This window comes from Paenibacillus sp. FSL R5-0490, assembly GCF_001956215.1.
Lineage (GTDB): Bacteria > Bacillota > Bacilli > Bacillales > Cytobacillaceae > Cytobacillus.
Genome location: NZ_MRTQ01000017.1, coordinates 15,672 through 35,210, shown reverse-complemented (window position 1 = coordinate 35,210; position 19,539 = coordinate 15,672). Strand labels below are relative to the sequence as shown.

The following is a 19,539-nucleotide window of genomic DNA, read 5'->3' as shown; positions in this document are numbered from 1 at the left end:
TTACTCGATGCTTCTCCACAAATAAAGCGAAGCATAGCTCAAATAAGGATTCCAGCTCTTTGAAAATGTCTCCATTTCCTCAAGAGTCGGTTTCACTTCTAATTTATATAATTTTTTCAAGGCATTCTGGATGCCGATGTCTGCAGCCGGAAAAAGATTTGGCCGGCCAAGCCCGAACATTAAGAAATTCTGGACAGTCCAGGGACCGACACCGCGCAATTTGATCAGTTTATCATAAATTTCTTCATCTGAAAGGTTTTTAAGCTCATCAAAGTTTATATTTCCCGCGGCTGTTTCTTTTGCAATGCCAATGACATATTCCGCCTTCCGTCCGCTGAACTGCAGTTCTCTTAGGTCTTCCACCTTAAGTTCTGCCACTTTTTCAGGCAGCGGATAGAACCACACACCGTCTTGTTCAAATCCAAAGGTTTTCACAAACCGTTCTGTTAATGTGTGTGCAAACGCAAGGTTCAGCTGCTGGTGGATAATGCATTTCAAGATACAGCCGTATGGATCAAAGTCGAGCACAATAGGCGTTCCATAATGCTCTTCAAATATCGGCTGTAATTCTGTGTTTTGAAAATGTTTGTGAATGGTCTCAAGCGGCAGATGCCATTGGAATATTTCCGATAAGCGCTCAGCTGCTTTTTCTTTAAGGGGGCCATCCGTTCCGGAAATTAAAAATTCCGGCTGTTCCGTTGTTCCGATAGCTTTTACTTCTGCCACGACCGGCTGACGCTTAAGCATCATAGGTACTTTCACAGATCTTTCCTCTATATTAACCTGATTAAGAGGATCGTTCGAAAGCCTGTCCAGTACGAGATCAAAATTATAAGGTCCTTCTACTTGTATCTTTTCCAAGAAGAATCCGTCCTTTATCATTTTCCCCGATTATAGCATTTTTTCGCTAAAATTGTTTACCTATGCAAAAATAGACCCTGACGAGCCGGGTCTATTTCTCCGATCATTGTATTCCTGCCAAACTTCAGTACAGCATCCGCTCCCCAATCGCCTGCTCCCATGTCAAGTCGTCGAGGCTCTTAAACGTGTACCCGCGTTTTTTCAGATCCTGGATGGCTTTTTCAAGAGCATCGGCATTGTCCTTGGAGACTGTGTGCAGAAGCAGAATACAGCCAGGGTGGATCTGGCGCATAATATTGTCATATGAATACTGCCAGCCCTTCTGCCGGTCAGTGTGCCAGTCTACAAAAGCAAGTGACCAGAATACGTGCGTGTAACCTTCCTTTTTAGCAAGAGCCAATGTACGCTCACTGAATATCCCGCGCGGCGGCCGCAAATAAGCCATTTGCTTAACACCAGTCAGCTTTTCGGTTTCAGCACGGACCATTTCAAGCTCTTTGATAAATTTCTCATCGCTCACTCTTGTCATATCAGGATGATGCCAGGAGTGATTGCCTATTATATGCCCTTCAGCTGCCATCCTCTTGACGAGATCCGGTGCGCTTTTTAAATAATGGCCTGTTACAAAAAAAGCTGCAGGGACATTTTCCTTTTTTAAAACGTCCAGGACCTGTCCGGTATAGCCGTTTTCATATCCATTATCGAATGTTAAATAGATCTCCTTTTTGCTTGTGTCGCCTTTATAATAAGAGCCATGCCGTTCAAGGAGTGAATCAAGCGGCTTGCCCGCTTCAGCGGGCACCTCATTTTTAGCCTTTTTAAATCCCCAATGAACCGGCGAATTGCCGTAGTTTGCATAAGCTGTTCCGGAAAAAAACAGAATAAAAACACTCAGGAAGATACTTAATTTTTTCATCTGAGCTCCTCCAATATTTTTTCTTAGTGTTTGTGAATGAAAAAAAAACATTCACAGAAACGGCTGGCAAAAATGCACAAAAAAAGAGAGACCGCATGCAGTCTCTCTCGTTCCAATATTAAAATACACGCTCTTTAAATTGAGCCAATTTCTCAAGTGAAGATTTATCTACATCACGATGAAGGCTGTTGCCGTGTGAATCCATTGTCACCACTGCGGTAAAGCCTTCAACCTTAAGGTGCCACATAGCTTCAGGAATGCCGAATTCCATCAGGTCCACACCTTCAACAGACTTGATGCAGTCTGCATAATATTGTGCAGCTCCGCCAATCGCATTTAAGTAAACGCCCCCATGCTCCTGAAGTGCTGCCAATGTTTTCGGCCCCATTCCGCCTTTTCCGATTACAGCACGGATACCGAACTTTTTCATGATGTCACCCTGATAAGGCTCCTCACGAATACTTGTAGTCGGACCTGCTGCTTTTACATGCCACTTGCCGTCTTCATCTTTCATCATGACCGGACCGCAGTGGTAGATAACCTGTCCATTAAGGTCAACTGGTGCATCATGATCCATTAAGTGGTGGTGGATGGCGTCGCGTCCAGTGTACATCATGCCGTTGATTTGAACGACATCACCGACCTTAAGACCGCGAATCTGTTCTTCCGTAATCGGCGCCTGCAATGTCACGATGTTAGTTTGCTCTGCTGTTTCTGCTGCTGCCGCTGTCTCCAGTTCAGCTTCAGTTGCACCAAAGTCGATGTACTCGCCTTCCTGGTACATCCATTCATTAATTTCGCCTGTTTCCATGCTGATTGCCACGCCAAGTCGGCGGAACGCCCAGCAATTATAAGCAACAGATACGAAGAAGCTTGCCGGAATGCGGTTCATCACACCGACTTTACAGCCTAGAAGCGTGGTTTCCCCGCCGAAGCCCATTGTTCCGATGCCAAGCTCATTGGCATTTTCCATCACATAATCTTCAAGCTTGCGAAGATCTTCATTCGGGTTCACATCATCTACAGAACGGAACAGCTGCTCTTTCGCCAGGTCGTAGCCTGAAGAGCGGTCTCCCCCAATTCCCACACCGATGAAACCGGCGCTGCAGCCCTGTCCCTGGGCCTGGTAAACAGAGTGCATGATGCACTTGCGGATTCCATCCAGGTCGCGTCCAGCGCGGCCAAGGCCTTCAAGTTCACATGGAAGGCTGTATTGGATATTTTTATTTTCACAGCCGCCGCCTTTTAGAATCAGGCGCGCGTCAATATAGTCTTTTTCCCATTGCTCGAATTTAATAACGGGAGTGCCAAAGCCAAGATTGTCCCCGCTGTTGGCTCCTGTCAAAGAATCAACAGAGTTCGGCCGAAGCTTTCCGTCCTTGGTTGCCTGGACAATTGCGTTTTTAATCGCTTCTTTCATGACCAGCTGGTTCGCACCGACAGGCGTCTTGATTTTGAATGTCGGCAAGCCGGTATCCTGGCAGATTGGCGACACATTATCATCAGCCATTTTAATATTATTAGTAATCGTATCTAAGCTCATCGCCGCTCTCGTGCCGGCATTTTCTCTTTCTTTCGCTGATTTGATCGCACGGCGCACGTCACGCGGAAGATTCGTGGATGTCTCAACAATCAGCTGATACATGCTTTCCTGAAATTTGTCGATATTCATTGCTTTAGTCCCCTTCCCTTTGCTCCCTATATCGCTATATCTTTTAAGAAAATTATAATTATTAATCGTCTATCATTATACTCCTATCTTGATTGTATTTAAAGACAAAGGTTGCAATCGTTTACAGGGTGAAAAAGGAATTTCCCGCAAATAAAAAAGAGCCCTCAGGCTCCTATTGTTAATCGCGGTTATTAAATTCACGGCATTTGGATTCGAGGTCATCGATCATTTCAATCAGACGGTCGATGTCTTCGATTTCAGTGTCTTCCGGCTCAATAGCTTCCAGTACGTCCAGGAACATATTTAAGCGCTGTTTTAGAAAAGTAACCTGTGAATTTTTATCTTGAATCGGACTGCCCAAAACGTTCTCTCCTTTCGTCTCGATTACATCCTACATGAAATCTGCTGTTTCAGCAAATAAGTGTTTTTACTTAATATACCCGTCAATGCCACCCTGCAACATGAAAACGAATAAAAAATCGTCCGTTTACTGTCTTCCTTTAAAAGGAATAGACACTATATAGAAGGGAGGCAAACCATGCTTTTTTCCAGCTGGCAGGACATATGGAGAGTTCTCTCGATTGGGGCAATGAGTTATATATTCCTGGTTATATTCCTAAGGGTAGCAGGAAAAAGAACCTTAACCAAAATGAATGCATTTGATTTAGTGGTTACAGTTGCCATCGGCTCTACCCTTGCCACTATATTCCTTAATAAACAGGTATCACTTGCCGAGGGGCTGACTGCTTATATTCTACTGATCAGCCTGCAGTATATCGTTTCCTGGCTATCTCTTCATTCAGCCAAATTCAATAAGCTCGTAAAAGCCAGTCCAGAACTTCTCTATTATAGAGGCCATTTCGTTGAATCGGCTTTAAAAGAGAACAGGGTTTTACGATCAGAAGTGCTGCAGGCAGTGCGCTCTGGCGGTCATTCCTCAATGGATGAAATTGAAGCGGTTGTGTTTGAAACTGACGGCAGTATGTCAGTTATTCAAAGGAGCAGTTCAACCAGCACGATGAGCACCTTGTCTGATATTGGCCAAAAGAAAAGCTGATGCCAAAACGGCATCAGCTCTTTATTTGCTCCTCAGTAATTCCGGCTGCCTTTCCTTCACGGCTGGAGTCAGCCGCTCCAAATAAACGGCCTTTCTCCCGGTCGATCTGGATGGCCTGAACATTTCCAATCCGGCTTGGCTTATCTCCAAATTCGTACCCCATGGACTCCATTTCTCCCTTGGATTCCATGCTGATGCCCGGTTCCCATTCAATAAGCGGACCTGTTGTGGCAAAAATCCGGGGCTCTTCAATCGCTTCCTTTAAATTCATGTTATGATCAATAACATTCACGATCGTCTGGAAAACCGAGCCGATAATGGTCGGTCCGCCTGGAGAACCGAGTGTCAGGACAGGCTGATCATCTTTAAACAGAATCGTCGGGCTTTTACAGCTGACCGGCCTTTTATCCGGTTTTGGTTCATTGATGCCGCCAGGGTTGGCATCAAAGTCTGTCAGCTCATTGTTTAATAAAAATCCGTAGCCCTTTACCATAATACCTGACCCAAATGGGTGCTCAACGGTTGATGTACATGCAGCAATATTGCCCCATTGGTCGACAACCGTGAAATGGGTCGTTTCACTTTTCTCTAAATCATCCGGCTGGCGGATAATCTGCTTTGGTTCGCCCTCCTGGTATTTCCATGGGTTCCCAAAATCGATGGCATCATTTCTTCTTTTAAAATTAATGAATTTGACCCTTTCAGCAATATAATCATCGTGAAGCAGCCCTTCAATCGGGAGATCTGAAAATTCCGGATCACCTGAATAGGCAACTTTGTCAGCAAACGCCAAGCGCATGGCTTCTGTAATCAGATAATACTTCTCCCAGGACTTTGGATCATATTGGCTTAGATCAAACTTCTCCAGGATTTTCAGTATTTGAATGACGGTTACTCCGCCTGCACTCGGTGGTGCGGACGAAGCAATCTTATAGCCTTTATACTCGCCCCATATCGCTTCATCAATCGTAAGACGGTAATTCTTCAGGTCCTCAAGCGTCATAAAGCCGCCTTCTTCTTTAAGACTCTTTATTATTGCTTCTGCGATCTCCCCCTCGTAAAAAGAAGAAATGCCTTCTTTTTGCAGGATCCGGAATGTCTGGGCTAAATGATCCTTAACTAACCTGTCGCCCTCCTTCAGAGTTTTTCCTTCAGGAAAATAGAAAGCTTTAGCCTCTTCACCAAGTCTGTAATGAAAGTTCTGAAGTGCTTCCTCCAGTACCCAGTTCACTTCCACACCGCTCTCAGCAGCTTCGATTGCCGGCTGGATCAGATCGGCTAACGGCTTGGAGCCGTGTTCCTCAAGAGCTGTATCAAAAGCCTTTAAGATACCCGGAATGCCCACCGCTGACCCATGAGTAGAGCGTTTGCGAAAATCGATTACTTCCCCGCTGTCATCGAGAAACATTTCCGGATGCACGCCTTTTGGCGCCCGCGTGTGGCCATCATATATTTTTACATCTTTCTTTTTATTGTCGTATACCATTAAAAATCCGCTTCCGCCAATACCTGTCATCATTGGTTCTACGACATTAAGAGCAAATTGAATGGCTGCTGCAGCATCTACTGCATTGCCGCCCTCCCGCAATATTTTTTCACCGATATCTGTGGCAACTGAATGAGGACTGACGACCATCCCCACAGTACCAACAGCTGTTTCTCTTTCGTGTGATTGCTTTTCCATATCGTTTGATAATGATTTCCCTCGTCTATAACCCATAATGTAACCTCCAAAAATTGTCCTGTACCTATAACTAAGGGTTACCCCCGCCGTGTATTTATAAAACAACCATCATAAGGAAAAAAACCCAATAAAAAACCCTCCACTCATAAGAGCAGAGGATTTTCATATCATCTATTAAAGGTTATTGCTGTTTTTTTGAGTCTCAGGGCTGTAGGTAACTGCACTTTCACCGCGCTCTGCCGGAAAAGCCGTATTTGTGCTGCTCACTGCGCCTGAACCTTGATAGTTCGAGCCTGTGGAAGTTCCACTGTTTTCAACAGGGCTTTCCATTAATTCCGAGCCAGCCTCTTTCACTTTTGAACCGATATCAGCCAGCTCGCTTTTCGCATCCTTGGCTGTTGACATAGCGTCGGTTGACACTTCCTTTACCACATCCATGTTACCGAAAACATCTTCATTGACGCGCTGATATAAACTCTGTGCGTCTTTAATGGCATCTTTCAGGGTATTGGAAGCACTCTTGAACTGGTTAATCATATTTTCCTTTACATCACCGGGATTCTCCCTTACTTCTGAAATGAGATTTGCAGAAGAATCCTTAAGATCCATTGCTTTCGTTTTTACTTTCGTTCTTGTAGAGGTATCAAGCATAGCTAAGGCACCGCCAATAATACCGCCAATCACAATCCCTTTCATCAGCTTGCTGTTTTGTCCATTGTCATAATTCATGTCCATATTCTGACCGTAATCAGACCTCAAAGCAGTTGTTGAGTTTGTCGTATTATAAGTGTTATTCTGTTCCATGTTCATTTCCTCCTCTTTGGTTTAAAAGTGTTACTCGTTTGATATTGAGTTAATTCCCGCAGGAGGAGAAATTAAACGTTATTATGTTATTTTTAGTACTAACTATCGATTGACAATAGATCCCAAAGATTAAATAATGACAAAGGACTTAGATTTTTTAAGGAGATACATATGAAAACACAACTTTCACCCATCACACCGGAATATGATCCATGGGAAGCTTATTCCGACATCGATCAGCACGGAAAAATGGTGCTTTCAAATATTGAATTTACCACAACAGTCTTATGCAATATGCGTTGCGAACACTGCGCTGTCGGCTATACCCTTCAGCCGAAGGATCCTGACGCACTGCCAATCGATCTGCTTCTCAAAAGGCTGGAAGAAATTCCCCTTTTAAGATCACTGAGCATAACAGGCGGGGAGCCGATGCTTTCCAAAAAATCGGTTGAAAACTATGTTGCGCCGCTGCTGCGCTATGCACACGACAGAGGGGTCAGAACACAGATTAATTCAAATCTGACGCTTGAGTTAGCCCGTTATGAAAAAATTATTCCTTATTTGGATGTCCTTCATATATCTCATAACTGGGGAACAGAGGAGGACTTTATTGAAGGCGGCTTTGCAATGATGGAACGAAAGCCGACAATAGAGCAGCGCCAGCGCCTTTTTTACAGGATGATTGAAAACAGCAGGGAGCTCGTAAAAGCCGGGGTAATGGTTTCCGCTGAAACCATGCTTAATAAACGGACATTGCCTTATCTTGAGAATATCCATAAACAGATTACGGAAGAAATGAACTGTCAGCGCCATGAGGTGCATCCTATGTACCCCTCAGACTTCGCCTCCTCATTAGAAACATTAACTCTTGAAGAAATGAGATCAGCCATCCATCATCTTCTCGATGTCCGGAATGAGGATACCTGGATGCTGTTTGGCACCCTGCCCTTTTATGCCTGCAGCAGTCAGAAGGAAGACCTGGAGCTGCTGAGAAGACTGCACGCTTCCAGAAATGTGACGGTCCGAAATGACCCTGACGGAAGATCACGTCTTAATGTTAATATTTTCACGGGCGATGTCATTGTCACTGATTTTGGCGATACACCGCCGCTTGGGAATATCCAGACCGATCAGCTTGAGGATATTTATCATAAGTGGAGCAGAACGGAGCTTGCCGATTCACTGAACTGTCATTGTGCCGGTGTTAAATGCCTTGGCCCTAACGTTCTTGTGAGAAACAGCTATTATAAAGAAACCAACTTTAAGACGAGGCGCTCGAACATCTAAAAAAATCAGCCAGCCCGGATATTGGGCTGGCTGATTTTTTTACCTCGGCCTTTCCGAAACAACAAACCCGAATGTCACATGATCCTGGATCGGAATCCAGGCACCTATTCCCTGTGAAGTGACATTTTTAATGACGATCATTTTTTTGCTGCCTTTCAGCATCAAATACACTTCTCCATACGTGACTTTCCCCTTTTCGTTGATGGCAGGAGCATAGCCGTATAGATAGCCTAATCTTTTAGGCGGAATATTATAGATGTGATCCTTTTTTGTGCCCGCGCCTATAATCGTTTCAAAAGCAAGTGGCAGACCTGACTTCTCCATGGCTTTGAGGAGCATCATCTTTTTAACATCCTCGGCATTGGGAACCTTGGCAGTCAGACCCCCGCGGACAACCTTCTGGGCTTCCTGCACATAATGAATCTGGTAAGGCGCTTTGCCGCCCCGGTTATCGAAATAATTCGTGTTTATCCGCTGATATTCCCAATTAGGGGAAGTTTCGGCAGACTCATAATTTAGCGGCCACTGTCCGAGATAGATGATCGCTCTATAGCCAAGCGCGAATGGAGTGCTGCTGACAGAGGTTTCATTCAGCATCCGGATGAGATCCGGATTTTCGATCGTAACCTTCGATGAATCAATGAGCTGCTGGGTTAATTCGCTCGGCTGCAGTGTCGGCATATCCTGCGCAGGGTTCGGATACGTATTTTCCTTCGTTATATTCAGCACCGAATTTGGGATAGTGATTGCTTTCGCTGGCTGTTTTGCCGGCTTCTCAGCCCCTTTCTGCGCTTCTGCGGCCGGATGGAATGACAGCAATAGTATAAGACCTAAAAAAAGAATGCTTACGTATTTTTTCATGGTGTCTTTCTCCTTTCAAGTCACAATCTTTTTAGGTTGATATTAGTTTTTTCGGAGAAAGGGGATATTATCCCTCCCATGCAAAATAAGCTTTGTTTCGATTATTTTGTAACACAATTGTAAAAATCAGAATATTTACAAATATCAAATAAAGGTTTATAATGAGATTACTAAATTAAAGGAGGGCAGTGGAAATTAACCCCACTACTATGTAAAAGGAGGAGAATCGTTTTTTTGTTAAGTCATCTGCAAGTCAGGTTAATGATCAAAAATCAGCATGAAGGTTGGTGATCAATGACAGAAAGCGAACAGAACTATTCTCTGAAAAAACATAATCCTTTAAGAAAAGTACTTAAATACCCATATAAATAACCGGCCCTGAGAATTTTCAGAGCCGGTTTTCTATGTGCTATAAAAGATAAAATCCGATTCCCATGATCACGTAAGCTGCCAGCAGAGTGGCTCCTTCAAACCAGTTGGTTTCCCCGTCATTGCCGATGACAATCATCAGCAGGACAGCCGTCACCATGGCAATCAGCTCAGGCAATGTAAAAACAAGCGGCATGGCTGTTGGGAACAGCAGCGAAAGCAGTACGAGAACTGGCGCTACAAACATCGCCACCTGAAGTGTGGAACCAACAGCAATTTCAACAGCAATGTCCATTTTATTTTTATAAGCCATAATGATGGCAGAAGCATGCTCTGCCGCATTTCCAACGATGGCCACAATCACTACCCCTATAAACAGCTCTGTCCAGCCAAACGCTTCTCCGACTGTTTCAAAGGTGTGTACCAGATTCTCCGATACATAGGCAACGGCAATGGTCGAAATGGCAAGTACCGCAATGGCCTTCCCTTTGCTCCATTCCGGGGTTTCCTCCTCATGAGAGCTTTTGCCTTCTTCTTTTGATTGATAGACACCCCGGTGGGTGACTAGTTTGAAGAACAAAGCCGCTAAATACAGAGCGATTAATATGACAGAAATGCCGATGCTGAACGTAATCGTTTCAGCTTCATCCATAGTCATGGAAAAAACCTCAGGGATTACAAAAGCCACAATGACCGCAAACATCAGAAGTCCTGAATTGTGGCGTGCATCAAAGACATTAAAAGACTGGGTCTTGTATTTTACTCCTCCAACGAAAAATGACAGTCCTGCTACTAACAGCAAATTCCCCAAAACAGATCCAGTCAGTGATGCAAGCACGACACTGATCAGGCCGGCCTTTAACGCGAAAATGGATATAATCAGTTCAACCGCATTTCCAAAGGTGGCATTCAGTAACCCTCCAATTCGGGGACCCGCTACTACGGCAAGGCTTTCTGTCGCCCTTCCCATGTAGCTGGCCAATGCGATAATCGTGATGCAGTAAATCACAAACAGCAATATATTGGACCAGTGCATCAATGTTCCAATGACAGACAGCGGAACACCCGCAAAAGCCAATACCATGAACACTTTATTTGTCATATCTTTAGCTCCTTACGTTTTATAATTTTTTTTAGTATTGCCTGCACATTCCTGCCTATGTGATTATATGCAGAGAGTTTATGTAAAACGTACTTTCTCTTTAGCCAATTTTGGAAGAACTCAAACTTGCCGCGGATGGCATATAAAAAGCTGCCGTTTAAAACAGCAGCTTTCTTCGTTACTTTATCGCATTTTTTGCTAATGCCTGAATTGTCATATCATCCATTGGCGGGTTATGCAGCCCGGCACGTACATCCCTGTAATAGCGCTGCAGCGGGTTTTTTGCCGATAAACTGCGGGCACCTGCCACCCGCATGGCCAAATCGACTACTGTAATGGCCGCGTTCGTTACAGCCAGCTTGACCGCTCCCAATTCAGGCTGCATCCCGCTTCTCGTTTCATCGTCTGCTTCATCCCATTTATCTGCAACTGAATAAAGGAAATGGCGTGCTCTCATGAGTTCAAATTCCATCTCGCCAATTTTTTGCTGAACATTGGGCAAATCAATGATGGCACCCTTTATGCTGTTCGGGGAGTAATCTTTCGCAAACCTAATCGCATAATCCTGTGCAGCCTGTGCAATACCCAAATAACAGGCCGGAATGTGGAGAAGCCAGCCTGCCGCGCCTTTTTTGCCGGGCTGAAACAGCTCAACAAGCGCATCCTCCTTCACTCTTACATTTTTTAAAAGAAGATCATGGCTTCCAGTTCCTCTCATAGCAATGCTGTCCCATGTTTCCTCAATCTCCAGACCAGCGGAATTTCCCGGAATAAGGAAGTTTCCTATTTCTCCGCTTTCTTCAATCGTTGCGCTCACATTAAAATAATCCAGCACAGGAGCCATGGTTGTGAAGCTTTTCCGGCCATTAATGATCCATGAATCCCCCTCTTTTCGTGCAGAGGTAACAGGCTTGCCTCCCCTTGTAGGGCTGCCCGTCTGCGGTTCTGTTGCACAGTTATTCATTAGGGCACCCTTTTTGACATCTTCACACAGCTTCTTAAATACAGCTTCATCCCAGTTGTTCTTCTCTCCAAGGCTTTTGATAATTCCCATATGCCAGCCAATGGACAGGGCGGTGGATCCATCACCTTCCGCTATCTTTTCCTGGAGGTGCAGAAATTCAGAAAGGGAGATTTCTTTTCCCCCGTATCGCTTAGGGACGGTCAAGGAGGTGTAGCCGGATTCTTTTAGTTCTTTCATATTTTCAAACGGAAAAAGGCCTTCTTCATCATTTTTAGCGGCTCTTGATAAAAAATTGTGTGAGAGCTCTTCCATGAGCATGATTCTTTCCTCGGCGGCTTTTAAGTCTTGAAATTTCAATGTGGGGCACCTCGTTTCCACTTCAAATTCTTATTATTTTTATAGGAATTATTATACTATTATTCTCCCGCCTTTCACAAAAGTACGCTTGTATTAAAAAACAGGAAAGAGGCATCCCCTTTCCCGTCCGCATGTTAAATAAGTTCAAATGTCTCTTCTATTTCAATGCTATCTTCCACTGAGCGCACCATTGAACAATTCTTTCTGGTCAATTCCAATGCCTTGTGGAGTTTCGCCTCATTTAAATTCGTTCCTTTAATAATGAAGTGGATTTGCACCTTTTCCACACGGTCAGCGATTTCAGGATTTCTTTCTACACTGGTTTTTATTTGGATATCCTCGAATTCCATGCGCATTTTTTTCATGATTTTTCTGAGAACACCGCCGCTGCAAACAGCCAGCGAAGCGACAAGCAGCTGGTACGGCCTGAAGCCATACTCTTCATCCCCGGAAACCTCCAGACGCCCGAATGGCAAATCGGCATAAAAGCCTGCTTCTTCCTTCATTTTAAATTCCATGGTAATCGCCCCTTTTTATCTTATTATTAGTAGAGATTACACTATTTTGCTTTTGAACAAAACTATTATGACCATAAACTTACTCTTGCCAAGATAACTTATTCCCGATACCATCATTTAGGAGACATTAATACTTCACGTCAGAAAAAGAGGTTTTTTTATGAATAAAGAAACAATGCGTTTTTGGATTCTCATCAGCATTGTGGCCATTTCCGGCTTCAGCCAGGGAATGCTCCTGCCGTTAATTGCCATTATCTTTGAGAATGACGGTATATCCTCCAGTTTGAATGGTTTAAATGCAACTGGTTTATATATTGGTATCCTTTTAATTTCACCTTTTATGGAATATCCATTGCGAAAATACGGCTACAAGCCGGTCATTATCCTTGGAGGGTTATTAGTTGTTGTATCTCTCATGCTTTTTCCGCTGTGGAAATCGTTTTGGTTCTGGTTCATACTGCGGCTTCTTATCGGCATCGGCGACCATGCCCTGCATTTCGGAACGCAGACATGGATCACATCCTTTTCTCCGGAAAATAAGCGCGGCCGGAATATCTCCCTGTACGGACTTTTCTTCGGAGTGGGATTTGCTGCGGGTCCATTAATGGCACCGCTTGTTAAAATCAATGAAACCATGCCGTTTATCATTTCTTCTATTCTTTGTCTGATTGCCTGGCTGTTTTTATTCTCTTTAAAAAATGATTTCCCTGATCAGTCCATAGAAATTAACTCATTCAGAGAAACAATGAAACGTTTTTCAAAAGCATCAAAATATGGCTGGGTTGCCTTCCTACCGGCATTAGGCTACGGATTTCTAGAAGCTTCATTGAACGGCAGCTTTCCCATCTATGGCCTGCGCATCGGGCTCGAAGTTTCAAGTGTTTCCCTGCTGCTGACTTCATTTGCGATCGGGGGCATCATATTCCAGCTTCCTTTAGGCATCATGAGTGATAAATTCGGAAGGCGCCATGTTTTAATGAGTGTTCTTTTTATCGGGTTTATCAGCTTTGTCGCAGCAAGCCTGCTCGAGGAAATCGTGCTAGCGCTGACCATTTGCCTATTCATTGCAGGCATGGCCGTTGGATCAACCTTCTCACTTGGGATCACCTATATGGCAGACTTAATGCCAAAGAACCTGCTTCCAACAGGCAACCTGCTTTGCGGCGTAGCCTTCAGCATTGGAAGCCTGATTGGCCCCTACTTCGGCGGCCTTTTCATTGATTTATTCAAGACCATCAGCTTTTTCAATATTATCAGTGTGATGCTGCTGATTATATTTGGTGCCGTCACCTTATTCGGGAACAAAGAACAGGTATTGGAGAAAAGCCAGTCATTTTAATTTCACGTAACTGTTTAGCTTTTCTTTTCATAGGTTATATAGTAATATAAGTGTAATAGATTACCATAATTGCATAGTGCAAGCTGCATTACTGATTTTAACGCTGTCACCTATCTGGTGGCAGCTTTCGTCGTTTTTTAGGGGTATTGAATGTGATTATTCTTCTCAATAAGACAACTGAAAAACAATAATACCATTTTAGGAGGACAAACGATGAGTATGGAGGCAAAGGCTCTGCTTAAAAGCAGCAATCGATCTGAAGAAAGTCTTTTAGAAAAAATCAAACCCCATGCTGAATTAATCGCCGCACTTCTTAGCGGTGTATTGATTCTGACAGGCTGGCTGCTGGACCGAAGCGGAATGGAATCACCATCGATTGCCGCTTACCTGCTGGCTTTCGTAATCGGCGGTTTTGCGAAAGCGAAAGAAGGCATCGAAGAAACCATTGAGAATAAAGAATTGAATGTTGAAATGCTGATGATCTTCGCTGCAATCGGCTCAGCCATTATCGGCTATTGGACAGAAGGCGCCATCCTGATATTTATTTTCGCAGTCAGCGGTGCATTGGAAACCTACACCATGAACAAAAGCCATAAGGAAATTTCTTCTCTTATGGAGCTGCAACCTGAAGAAGCCCTGAGGATCACAGACGGTTCCGAGGAGCATGTCCATGTTTCAGAGCTTGAAATCGGGGATTTTATCCTGGTAAAGCCGGGTGAGCGGGTTCCCTCTGATGGAACAATTGTAAAAGGCCATTCATCCCTGGACGAAGCAGCCATCACAGGTGAATCCCTTCCTGTTTCCAAAGGCGCGGATGACCAGGTATTTGCCGGTACTGTGAATCTGAACGGATCGATTACGGTTGAAATCACAAAACCGAATAACGAAACCCTTTTTCAAAAAATTATTGAGCTTGTGCAATCAGCTCAAAGCGAGAAATCCCCTTCACAGCTTTTCATTGAAAAGTTTGAAGGCACCTATGTCAAAATTGTTTTGGCTGTAGTTGTTCTGATGATGTTTGCTCCACACTTTCTTTTAGGATGGAGCTGGACTGAAACCTTTTACCGGGCCATGATCCTTCTTGTTGTAGCATCACCTTGTGCCCTGGTCGCATCGATCATGCCTGCGACTTTGTCAGCCATCTCAAATGGAGCGAGACACGGCATCCTTTTTAAAGGCGGTGTGCACCTCGAAAACCTGAGCCATCTTAAGGCGATTGCCTTTGACAAAACCGGCACACTGACAAAAGGAAAACCGGAAGTGACCGATGTTGTAGTCAAGGATGGGCTTTCCAGGGAAGAACTGCTTCTAAAGGTCGCATCCATTGAAAGTCATTCAAACCACCCGCTGGCTAATGCCATTGTCAAATATGCCAAGAGCACACTTTCAGAGTCCCTTATCCACCCTGAGAGCATTGAAGATGTTACCGGGTTCGGGGTAAAAGCGAAGGTTGATCATGATGAATGGAAAATCGGCAAAGCCTCTTTTGTCGGTAAAACAGAGGCCGTGGCATTTGCAGACGGAGCTGCCGACCGCATGGCAAGTGAAGGAAAGACGGTTGTATTTGTCCAGAAAAACGATGAAATCATCGGCCTCCTTTCCCTGAAGGATGTTGTCCGGGAGGAAACCAAACAGGCCATTGACCTTTTAAAGAAACAGGGAATCTACACGATCATGCTGACAGGAGACAGCCAGACAACAGCGGCAGCAATTGCGGGCGAAAGCCATGTCAATGAACATATTGCCGAATGCCTGCCTGAAAACAAAGTGGAGCATTTGAAAAAGCTGAAGGAAACATACAGCAATGTCGCGATGGTCGGCGACGGAATTAACGATGCCCCTGCCCTGGCCACCGCCAATGTCGGAATCGCCATGGGCGAAGGAACGGATGTAGCGCTTGAAACGGCTGATGTGGTTTTAATGAAAAATGACCTGCCAAAAATCGCGGAAGCCATCGAACTTTCAAGACGCATGAATACCATCATCAAACAAAATGTCATCTTCTCCATCACGGTGATTATGTTTTTGATTGCATCCAACTTCCTGCAGCTGCTTGACCTTCCATATGGTGTAATCGGCCATGAAGGGTCAACCATTTTGGTTATTTTAAACAGTCTGAGGCTGCTAAGATCATAAGGAAAGCCTGGGAATTCAGATTCCCAGGCTTTTTTATGTTTAGTGGTAACCGTTCTGCCCGTTAGCAGAACCGGATGTTTTTTGTTTTGGTTTGTTTTTGCCTTTTTGCTTAGTGCCGCCGTCTTTTTTCGTGTGCTTTGTCATATCGGTCCCCTCCAATGTATTCATTTTCCCCCATTACTAGTGTGTAACGGAGAGGGACTTTTTAAGAAGGAAACTTTTATCAGCAATCCTCTTTATTGATCTTCGAATAGATGGCATTTATTTCCCCGCCCAGAATGATGATAATGCCGGATATGTAAAACCAGATCATAAGGACGATTATGGCCCCAATGCTTCCATATGTCGCGGAGAAATTGCCAAAGCTGCTGACATAGTATGAAAAAGCAAGCGAGGACAGCACCCAGCCGACTGTGGCGAAAATGGCACCTGGCACAGCGCTTATACAGGTTAATTTTTTATTGGGGGCAATCCAGTATAACCCTGTAAACACCATAAAAAGGATGAAAGGGCTCACTAACCAGCGCACCATATTCCATATCGCCAGAAATTGGCCTGACAAACCAAATTCCGAAGAAATAAACAAGCCAATCTGTCTTCCGAAAACAGGAAGAAGCAGAGCCATTACAAACACAAAAATCATCGCAAACGTCAGCAGAATCGCCATTCCGCGTGCAAGAATAAAATGACGGGTTTCCTTTACGTCATACGCCTTATTAAAAGCCTTCACCACGGCATTTATTCCATTTGAAGCCGACCAGAGCGTCGCGATGATCCCGAAGGAAAGCAGCTTTCCATTTCGCTGCGTAATTTCATAGATATTGGTTTCAATGAGCTTCATGGTCTCTCCCGGCGCAAAATCACGGACAACATTTAAGATATCCTGCTGCGTGATCGGCAAATAGGGAACGAGCGTGACCAGGAAAATCAGCAGAGGAAAAAGAGAGAGAAGAAAGAAATACGCCAATTGGGCAGCAAGTCCAAATACGTCATCTTCTTCTATTCTTTTCCATAAGTTTGGAATCAGAGCCGAAAAAGTTCGTCCCATTCCAACACCTCACTTGTTATTAATGCGGAATCTGAACCGAATCGTCAGCCGGTTGTTCCGGCAGTTCGCCTGATCCCTTCAGCTTAATATCTGAAAAGGCCTGCTTTGTATTCTGAACAATCTGTGTTACTTCAGGTGCCATTTCTCTTATTTCTTCCACTGTGCCAGTAATAAAAGCGACGTCTTCACTAACCTGGTCAATAGCGGTTTTGACCTTGTTGGAAACATCCTTCACCTGATTCACTGCTTCACTTGGGTGTCTTAAGTAATAGCCGACATTGCTGGACGTTTTCCGGCAATTGTCAAAAACGGTTTCCCTTGTGGATTTGTCAAGAAGACTTAGCGCACCGCCTGCAAGTGCTCCATATAGTACACCTTTCCAAAACAATGATTTCCCCATATTTTATTCTCCTTTAGTAAAATTATAATATGAAAATTTTATTCAATTTTTCCCTATTTTACTTTTAACGAAACCTGACTCGTCCTTTTCCTGTATTATTATATGTATTTTGTCCAAACTTCTCCTTTATTTTCTACTAATTTCCATGGTACATGCAAGCCTAATTTAAGTTGACATTTTGCTGATATCGTGGAAAGATGATAAGAAAAGTGTGTTCGTCCTAATACATAGCTATGAGAGGGTGTCTGTAATGAATAATTTATCGGAGAAATCGGTTGAGAATGTGGAGTTTATGATTGAGGCTATTAAGGAGAAGCTGAAGGTTTTGAATTTAGGTGCTATTAAGCCTTCACATTTTGATGAGGAAATGTATGAGGAATTGAAGGATATTTATGATCTTGTTATGAAAAAGGATTCTTTTAGTCCGAATGAAATGCAGGCTTTGGTTGAGGAGCTTGGGAATTTGAGGAAGAATAAATAATATGGGAGCAGCCTTTTGAGGGCTGCTTTTTGTTTATGTATATGACTGAATTTGCAGCTGTTGAGCTAGGGTGCTGATTTCCGCTGCGGGACCTCCCCTGGTTCGCTACTCCCGTAGGACATTGAATAAGCTTCCCTGATTGAACACCGCACGAAGAAAATGCGTCAGCATTTTCGAGGATCGAGGCCCCTCCGCTCCAATCAGCACGGTATTAATAAGGAATTTTCCAATATCAAAGCCCGGATGGATAATCCCTGAAAGTAATACATTAATCAAACATTAAAAACCCCCTGCCAAATCAGGCAGAGGGCTGTCCATTTCATTATCCTAACAATTTAAGCGATTCGCGTGTGAATGCCGGGATGTCTTCCGGCTGGCGGCTTGTGACGAGCTGGTTTTGGCAGACGACGACTTCTGAGTCCTGGAATTTGGCTCCTGCGTATTCCATGTCAACCTGGATGGATTTGTAGCCCGTTGCGTCGCGGCCTTCTAGAGTCTTCGCTGTCAGCAGCAGCTGTGGTCCGTGGCAGATCGCGAAGACTGGTTTCTTATCGTCCATGAATGATTTCGCAAATTGGACGAATCGATCATCGGCACGAAGCTGATCCGGTGAGAATCCGCCTGGCAGGAACAGTGCATCAAAGTCCTGCGGATTTACGTTATCAATGCTCTGATCTATTTGAACAGTGGCTTCACCCTGTTTGCCTTTAACGGATTTGCCTTGTTCCTTTTCAATTGTAACTACTTCATGACCTGCTTCTTTGAAGCCTTTTGCAGGTTCCGTGTATTCACTATCCTCGAACATCTCGGTAATTAAGCATGCGATTTTTTTACTCATCTATACCATCTCCTTTTAAAAATCTTCACATAAGGAGATTTCCCTGAATGAACAATCTTAAACGTAAAAAGCATGTTACACCCCGCTGTCCATTCTTCTCGCAAAATCAACAAACCTGAACTTGTCCGGCCTGTGCCTGGATTCTGTGTACTGAAAAAGGGTGGCATCATCAAAATAAATATAATTTTTCACCACGACAATGGCATGGAACCCTTCCATATCCAGAAGCCTGCGGTCTTCAGCGGTCGGTTCTTCCACTGTAAACTCCTTTTTGGCAAAGCTTATTTTTTTGCCGAGATCGCCCTCAATGTAGGCAAAAATAGAGCTCTGGCATATGTCCTTCGTTAAGCCGGGGACATATTTCTCAATTAAAAAGTCCTTGTCCAAAATAATCCGCTCATCTTCAATTTTCCGGACCCGATAGACTTTCCAGACCTTTTCATCTTTATCAATATGGAGATGCTTCATCTTTTCTGCGTCAGGCTGAATAAGCGAAAATTCGTCCACAATCGTTTCAGCACGCTGCCCCATCTTCCCGGCCAGCTCTTTAAAGCTGACCAGACCCGATATGGGAAACTGCAGCTTTTTCAAATCAAGGACCATCGAGCCTTTTCCGCGGATTTTCTGAATAAAACCGTTTTGTGCAAGCAAATTCAATGCTTTGCGGATGGTTTCCCTTGAAGTGGAATACATCTCCGTCAATTCATGTTCAGATGGCAGAATGGATCTGGCGGGATACTTGCCTTCCTGGATTTGCTGGGCAAGCTCCTCATAAATCACTAAATATTTATTATTTCTCATTTCAATCACCATTTCAGTCAAGTTAACACCATTCTACCATTAAA

Annotated in this window: 20 protein-coding genes; 5 read left to right on the top strand and 15 right to left on the bottom strand. The window is 44.1% G+C overall.

What is annotated here, in order from left to right:
* The 4 genes from BK139_RS14850 to BK139_RS14835 form a co-directional block, all read right to left on the bottom strand.
* Complete coding sequence (locus BK139_RS14850) at nt 1-882, bottom strand: DNA-3-methyladenine glycosylase family protein (protein ID WP_076260212.1); 882 nt, start codon at nt 880-882, stop codon at nt 1-3.
* 103 nt (nt 883-985) lie between these two features.
* Complete coding sequence (gene pdaA, locus BK139_RS14845) at nt 986-1,777, bottom strand: delta-lactam-biosynthetic de-N-acetylase (RefSeq protein WP_076260210.1); 792 nt, start codon at nt 1,775-1,777, stop codon at nt 986-988.
* A 118-nt stretch (nt 1,778-1,895) separates the two neighbouring features.
* Entirely contained in the window at nt 1,896-3,449 is a 1,554-nt protein-coding gene (locus tag BK139_RS14840; RefSeq protein WP_076260208.1) for a fumarate hydratase, read from the bottom strand.
* Between the two features lie 178 nt (nt 3,450-3,627).
* On the bottom strand, nt 3,628-3,810 hold the full coding sequence (locus BK139_RS14835; RefSeq protein ID WP_035326476.1) for an SE1561 family protein: 183 nt from the start codon (nt 3,808-3,810) through the stop codon (nt 3,628-3,630).
* A 177-nt stretch (nt 3,811-3,987) separates the two neighbouring features.
* Here BK139_RS14835 and BK139_RS14830 point away from each other — a divergent pair, with 177 nt between their 5' ends.
* Nucleotides 3,988-4,506, top strand: coding sequence for a DUF421 domain-containing protein (locus BK139_RS14830; RefSeq protein ID WP_076260205.1), 519 nt, complete (start codon nt 3,988-3,990; stop codon nt 4,504-4,506).
* A 13-nt stretch (nt 4,507-4,519) separates the two neighbouring features.
* Here BK139_RS14830 and ggt read toward each other — a convergent pair whose 3' ends face one another.
* Together ggt and BK139_RS14820 are read right to left on the bottom strand one after the other, a co-directional pair.
* A complete protein-coding gene (ggt, locus tag BK139_RS14825; RefSeq protein ID WP_076260203.1) occupies nt 4,520-6,226 on the bottom strand; it encodes a gamma-glutamyltransferase in 1,707 nt (568 codons plus the stop codon).
* 138 nt (nt 6,227-6,364) lie between these two features.
* Complete coding sequence (locus BK139_RS14820; RefSeq protein WP_076260200.1) at nt 6,365-6,994, bottom strand: hypothetical protein; 630 nt, start codon at nt 6,992-6,994, stop codon at nt 6,365-6,367.
* 171 nt (nt 6,995-7,165) lie between these two features.
* Between BK139_RS14820 and yfkAB the strand changes: the two genes are divergently transcribed.
* On the top strand, nt 7,166-8,281 hold the full coding sequence (gene yfkAB, locus BK139_RS14815; RefSeq protein WP_076260198.1) for a radical SAM/CxCxxxxC motif protein YfkAB: 1,116 nt from the start codon (nt 7,166-7,168) through the stop codon (nt 8,279-8,281).
* A 39-nt stretch (nt 8,282-8,320) separates the two neighbouring features.
* On the opposite strand, the gene BK139_RS14810 is transcribed toward yfkAB, so the two are convergent.
* The 4 genes from BK139_RS14810 to BK139_RS14795 form a co-directional block, all read right to left on the bottom strand.
* Complete coding sequence (locus BK139_RS14810) at nt 8,321-9,142, bottom strand: YfkD famly protein (protein WP_076260196.1); 822 nt, start codon at nt 9,140-9,142, stop codon at nt 8,321-8,323.
* A gap of 409 nt (nt 9,143-9,551) precedes the next feature.
* Nucleotides 9,552-10,613, bottom strand: a complete 1,062-nt coding sequence (cax, locus tag BK139_RS14805; protein WP_076260193.1) for a calcium/proton exchanger — start codon at nt 10,611-10,613, stop codon at nt 9,552-9,554.
* A gap of 178 nt (nt 10,614-10,791) precedes the next feature.
* Nucleotides 10,792-11,934, bottom strand: coding sequence for an acyl-CoA dehydrogenase family protein (locus BK139_RS14800; RefSeq protein ID WP_076260190.1), 1,143 nt, complete (start codon nt 11,932-11,934; stop codon nt 10,792-10,794).
* 134 nt (nt 11,935-12,068) lie between these two features.
* Nucleotides 12,069-12,452, bottom strand: coding sequence for an OsmC family protein (locus BK139_RS14795; protein ID WP_076260187.1), 384 nt, complete (start codon nt 12,450-12,452; stop codon nt 12,069-12,071).
* A gap of 160 nt (nt 12,453-12,612) precedes the next feature.
* On the opposite strand from BK139_RS14795, the gene BK139_RS14790 reads away from it, so the two are divergent.
* Together BK139_RS14790 and BK139_RS14785 are read left to right on the top strand one after the other, a co-directional pair.
* On the top strand, nt 12,613-13,791 hold the full coding sequence (locus BK139_RS14790; RefSeq protein WP_076260185.1) for an MFS transporter: 1,179 nt from the start codon (nt 12,613-12,615) through the stop codon (nt 13,789-13,791).
* A 213-nt stretch (nt 13,792-14,004) separates the two neighbouring features.
* Nucleotides 14,005-15,927: a heavy metal translocating P-type ATPase gene (locus tag BK139_RS14785; RefSeq protein ID WP_076260184.1), complete on the top strand. Its 1,923-nt coding sequence runs from the start codon at nt 14,005-14,007 to the stop codon at nt 15,925-15,927.
* 223 nt (nt 15,928-16,150) lie between these two features.
* On the opposite strand, the gene BK139_RS14780 is transcribed toward BK139_RS14785, so the two are convergent.
* Nucleotides 16,151-16,975 (bottom strand): YihY/virulence factor BrkB family protein, encoded by an 825-nt coding sequence (locus tag BK139_RS14780; RefSeq protein ID WP_076260182.1) that lies wholly within the window; start codon nt 16,973-16,975, stop codon nt 16,151-16,153.
* A 19-nt stretch (nt 16,976-16,994) separates the two neighbouring features.
* The gene (locus BK139_RS14775) at nt 16,995-17,375 is read right to left on the bottom strand and encodes a YtxH domain-containing protein (protein WP_076260179.1); all 381 of its coding nucleotides are present in this window, start codon (nt 17,373-17,375) and stop codon (nt 16,995-16,997) included.
* Nucleotides 17,376-17,625: 250 nt separating this feature from the next.
* Here BK139_RS14775 and BK139_RS14770 point away from each other — a divergent pair, with 250 nt between their 5' ends.
* Nucleotides 17,626-17,856, top strand: a complete 231-nt coding sequence (locus tag BK139_RS14770; protein WP_035326433.1) for a DUF1128 domain-containing protein — start codon at nt 17,626-17,628, stop codon at nt 17,854-17,856.
* Between the two features lie 105 nt (nt 17,857-17,961).
* Here BK139_RS14770 and BK139_RS24045 read toward each other — a convergent pair whose 3' ends face one another.
* From BK139_RS24045 to treR, 3 genes are all read right to left on the bottom strand, one after another.
* A complete protein-coding gene (locus BK139_RS24045) occupies nt 17,962-18,132 on the bottom strand; it encodes a hypothetical protein (RefSeq protein ID WP_175609132.1) in 171 nt (56 codons plus the stop codon).
* Between the two features lie 46 nt (nt 18,133-18,178).
* The gene (locus tag BK139_RS14765; RefSeq protein ID WP_076260176.1) at nt 18,179-18,694 is read right to left on the bottom strand and encodes a type 1 glutamine amidotransferase domain-containing protein; all 516 of its coding nucleotides are present in this window, start codon (nt 18,692-18,694) and stop codon (nt 18,179-18,181) included.
* A gap of 75 nt (nt 18,695-18,769) precedes the next feature.
* Complete coding sequence (treR, locus tag BK139_RS14760; RefSeq protein ID WP_175609131.1) at nt 18,770-19,495, bottom strand: trehalose operon repressor; 726 nt, start codon at nt 19,493-19,495, stop codon at nt 18,770-18,772.
* Nucleotides 19,496-19,539 lie beyond the last annotated feature (44 nt).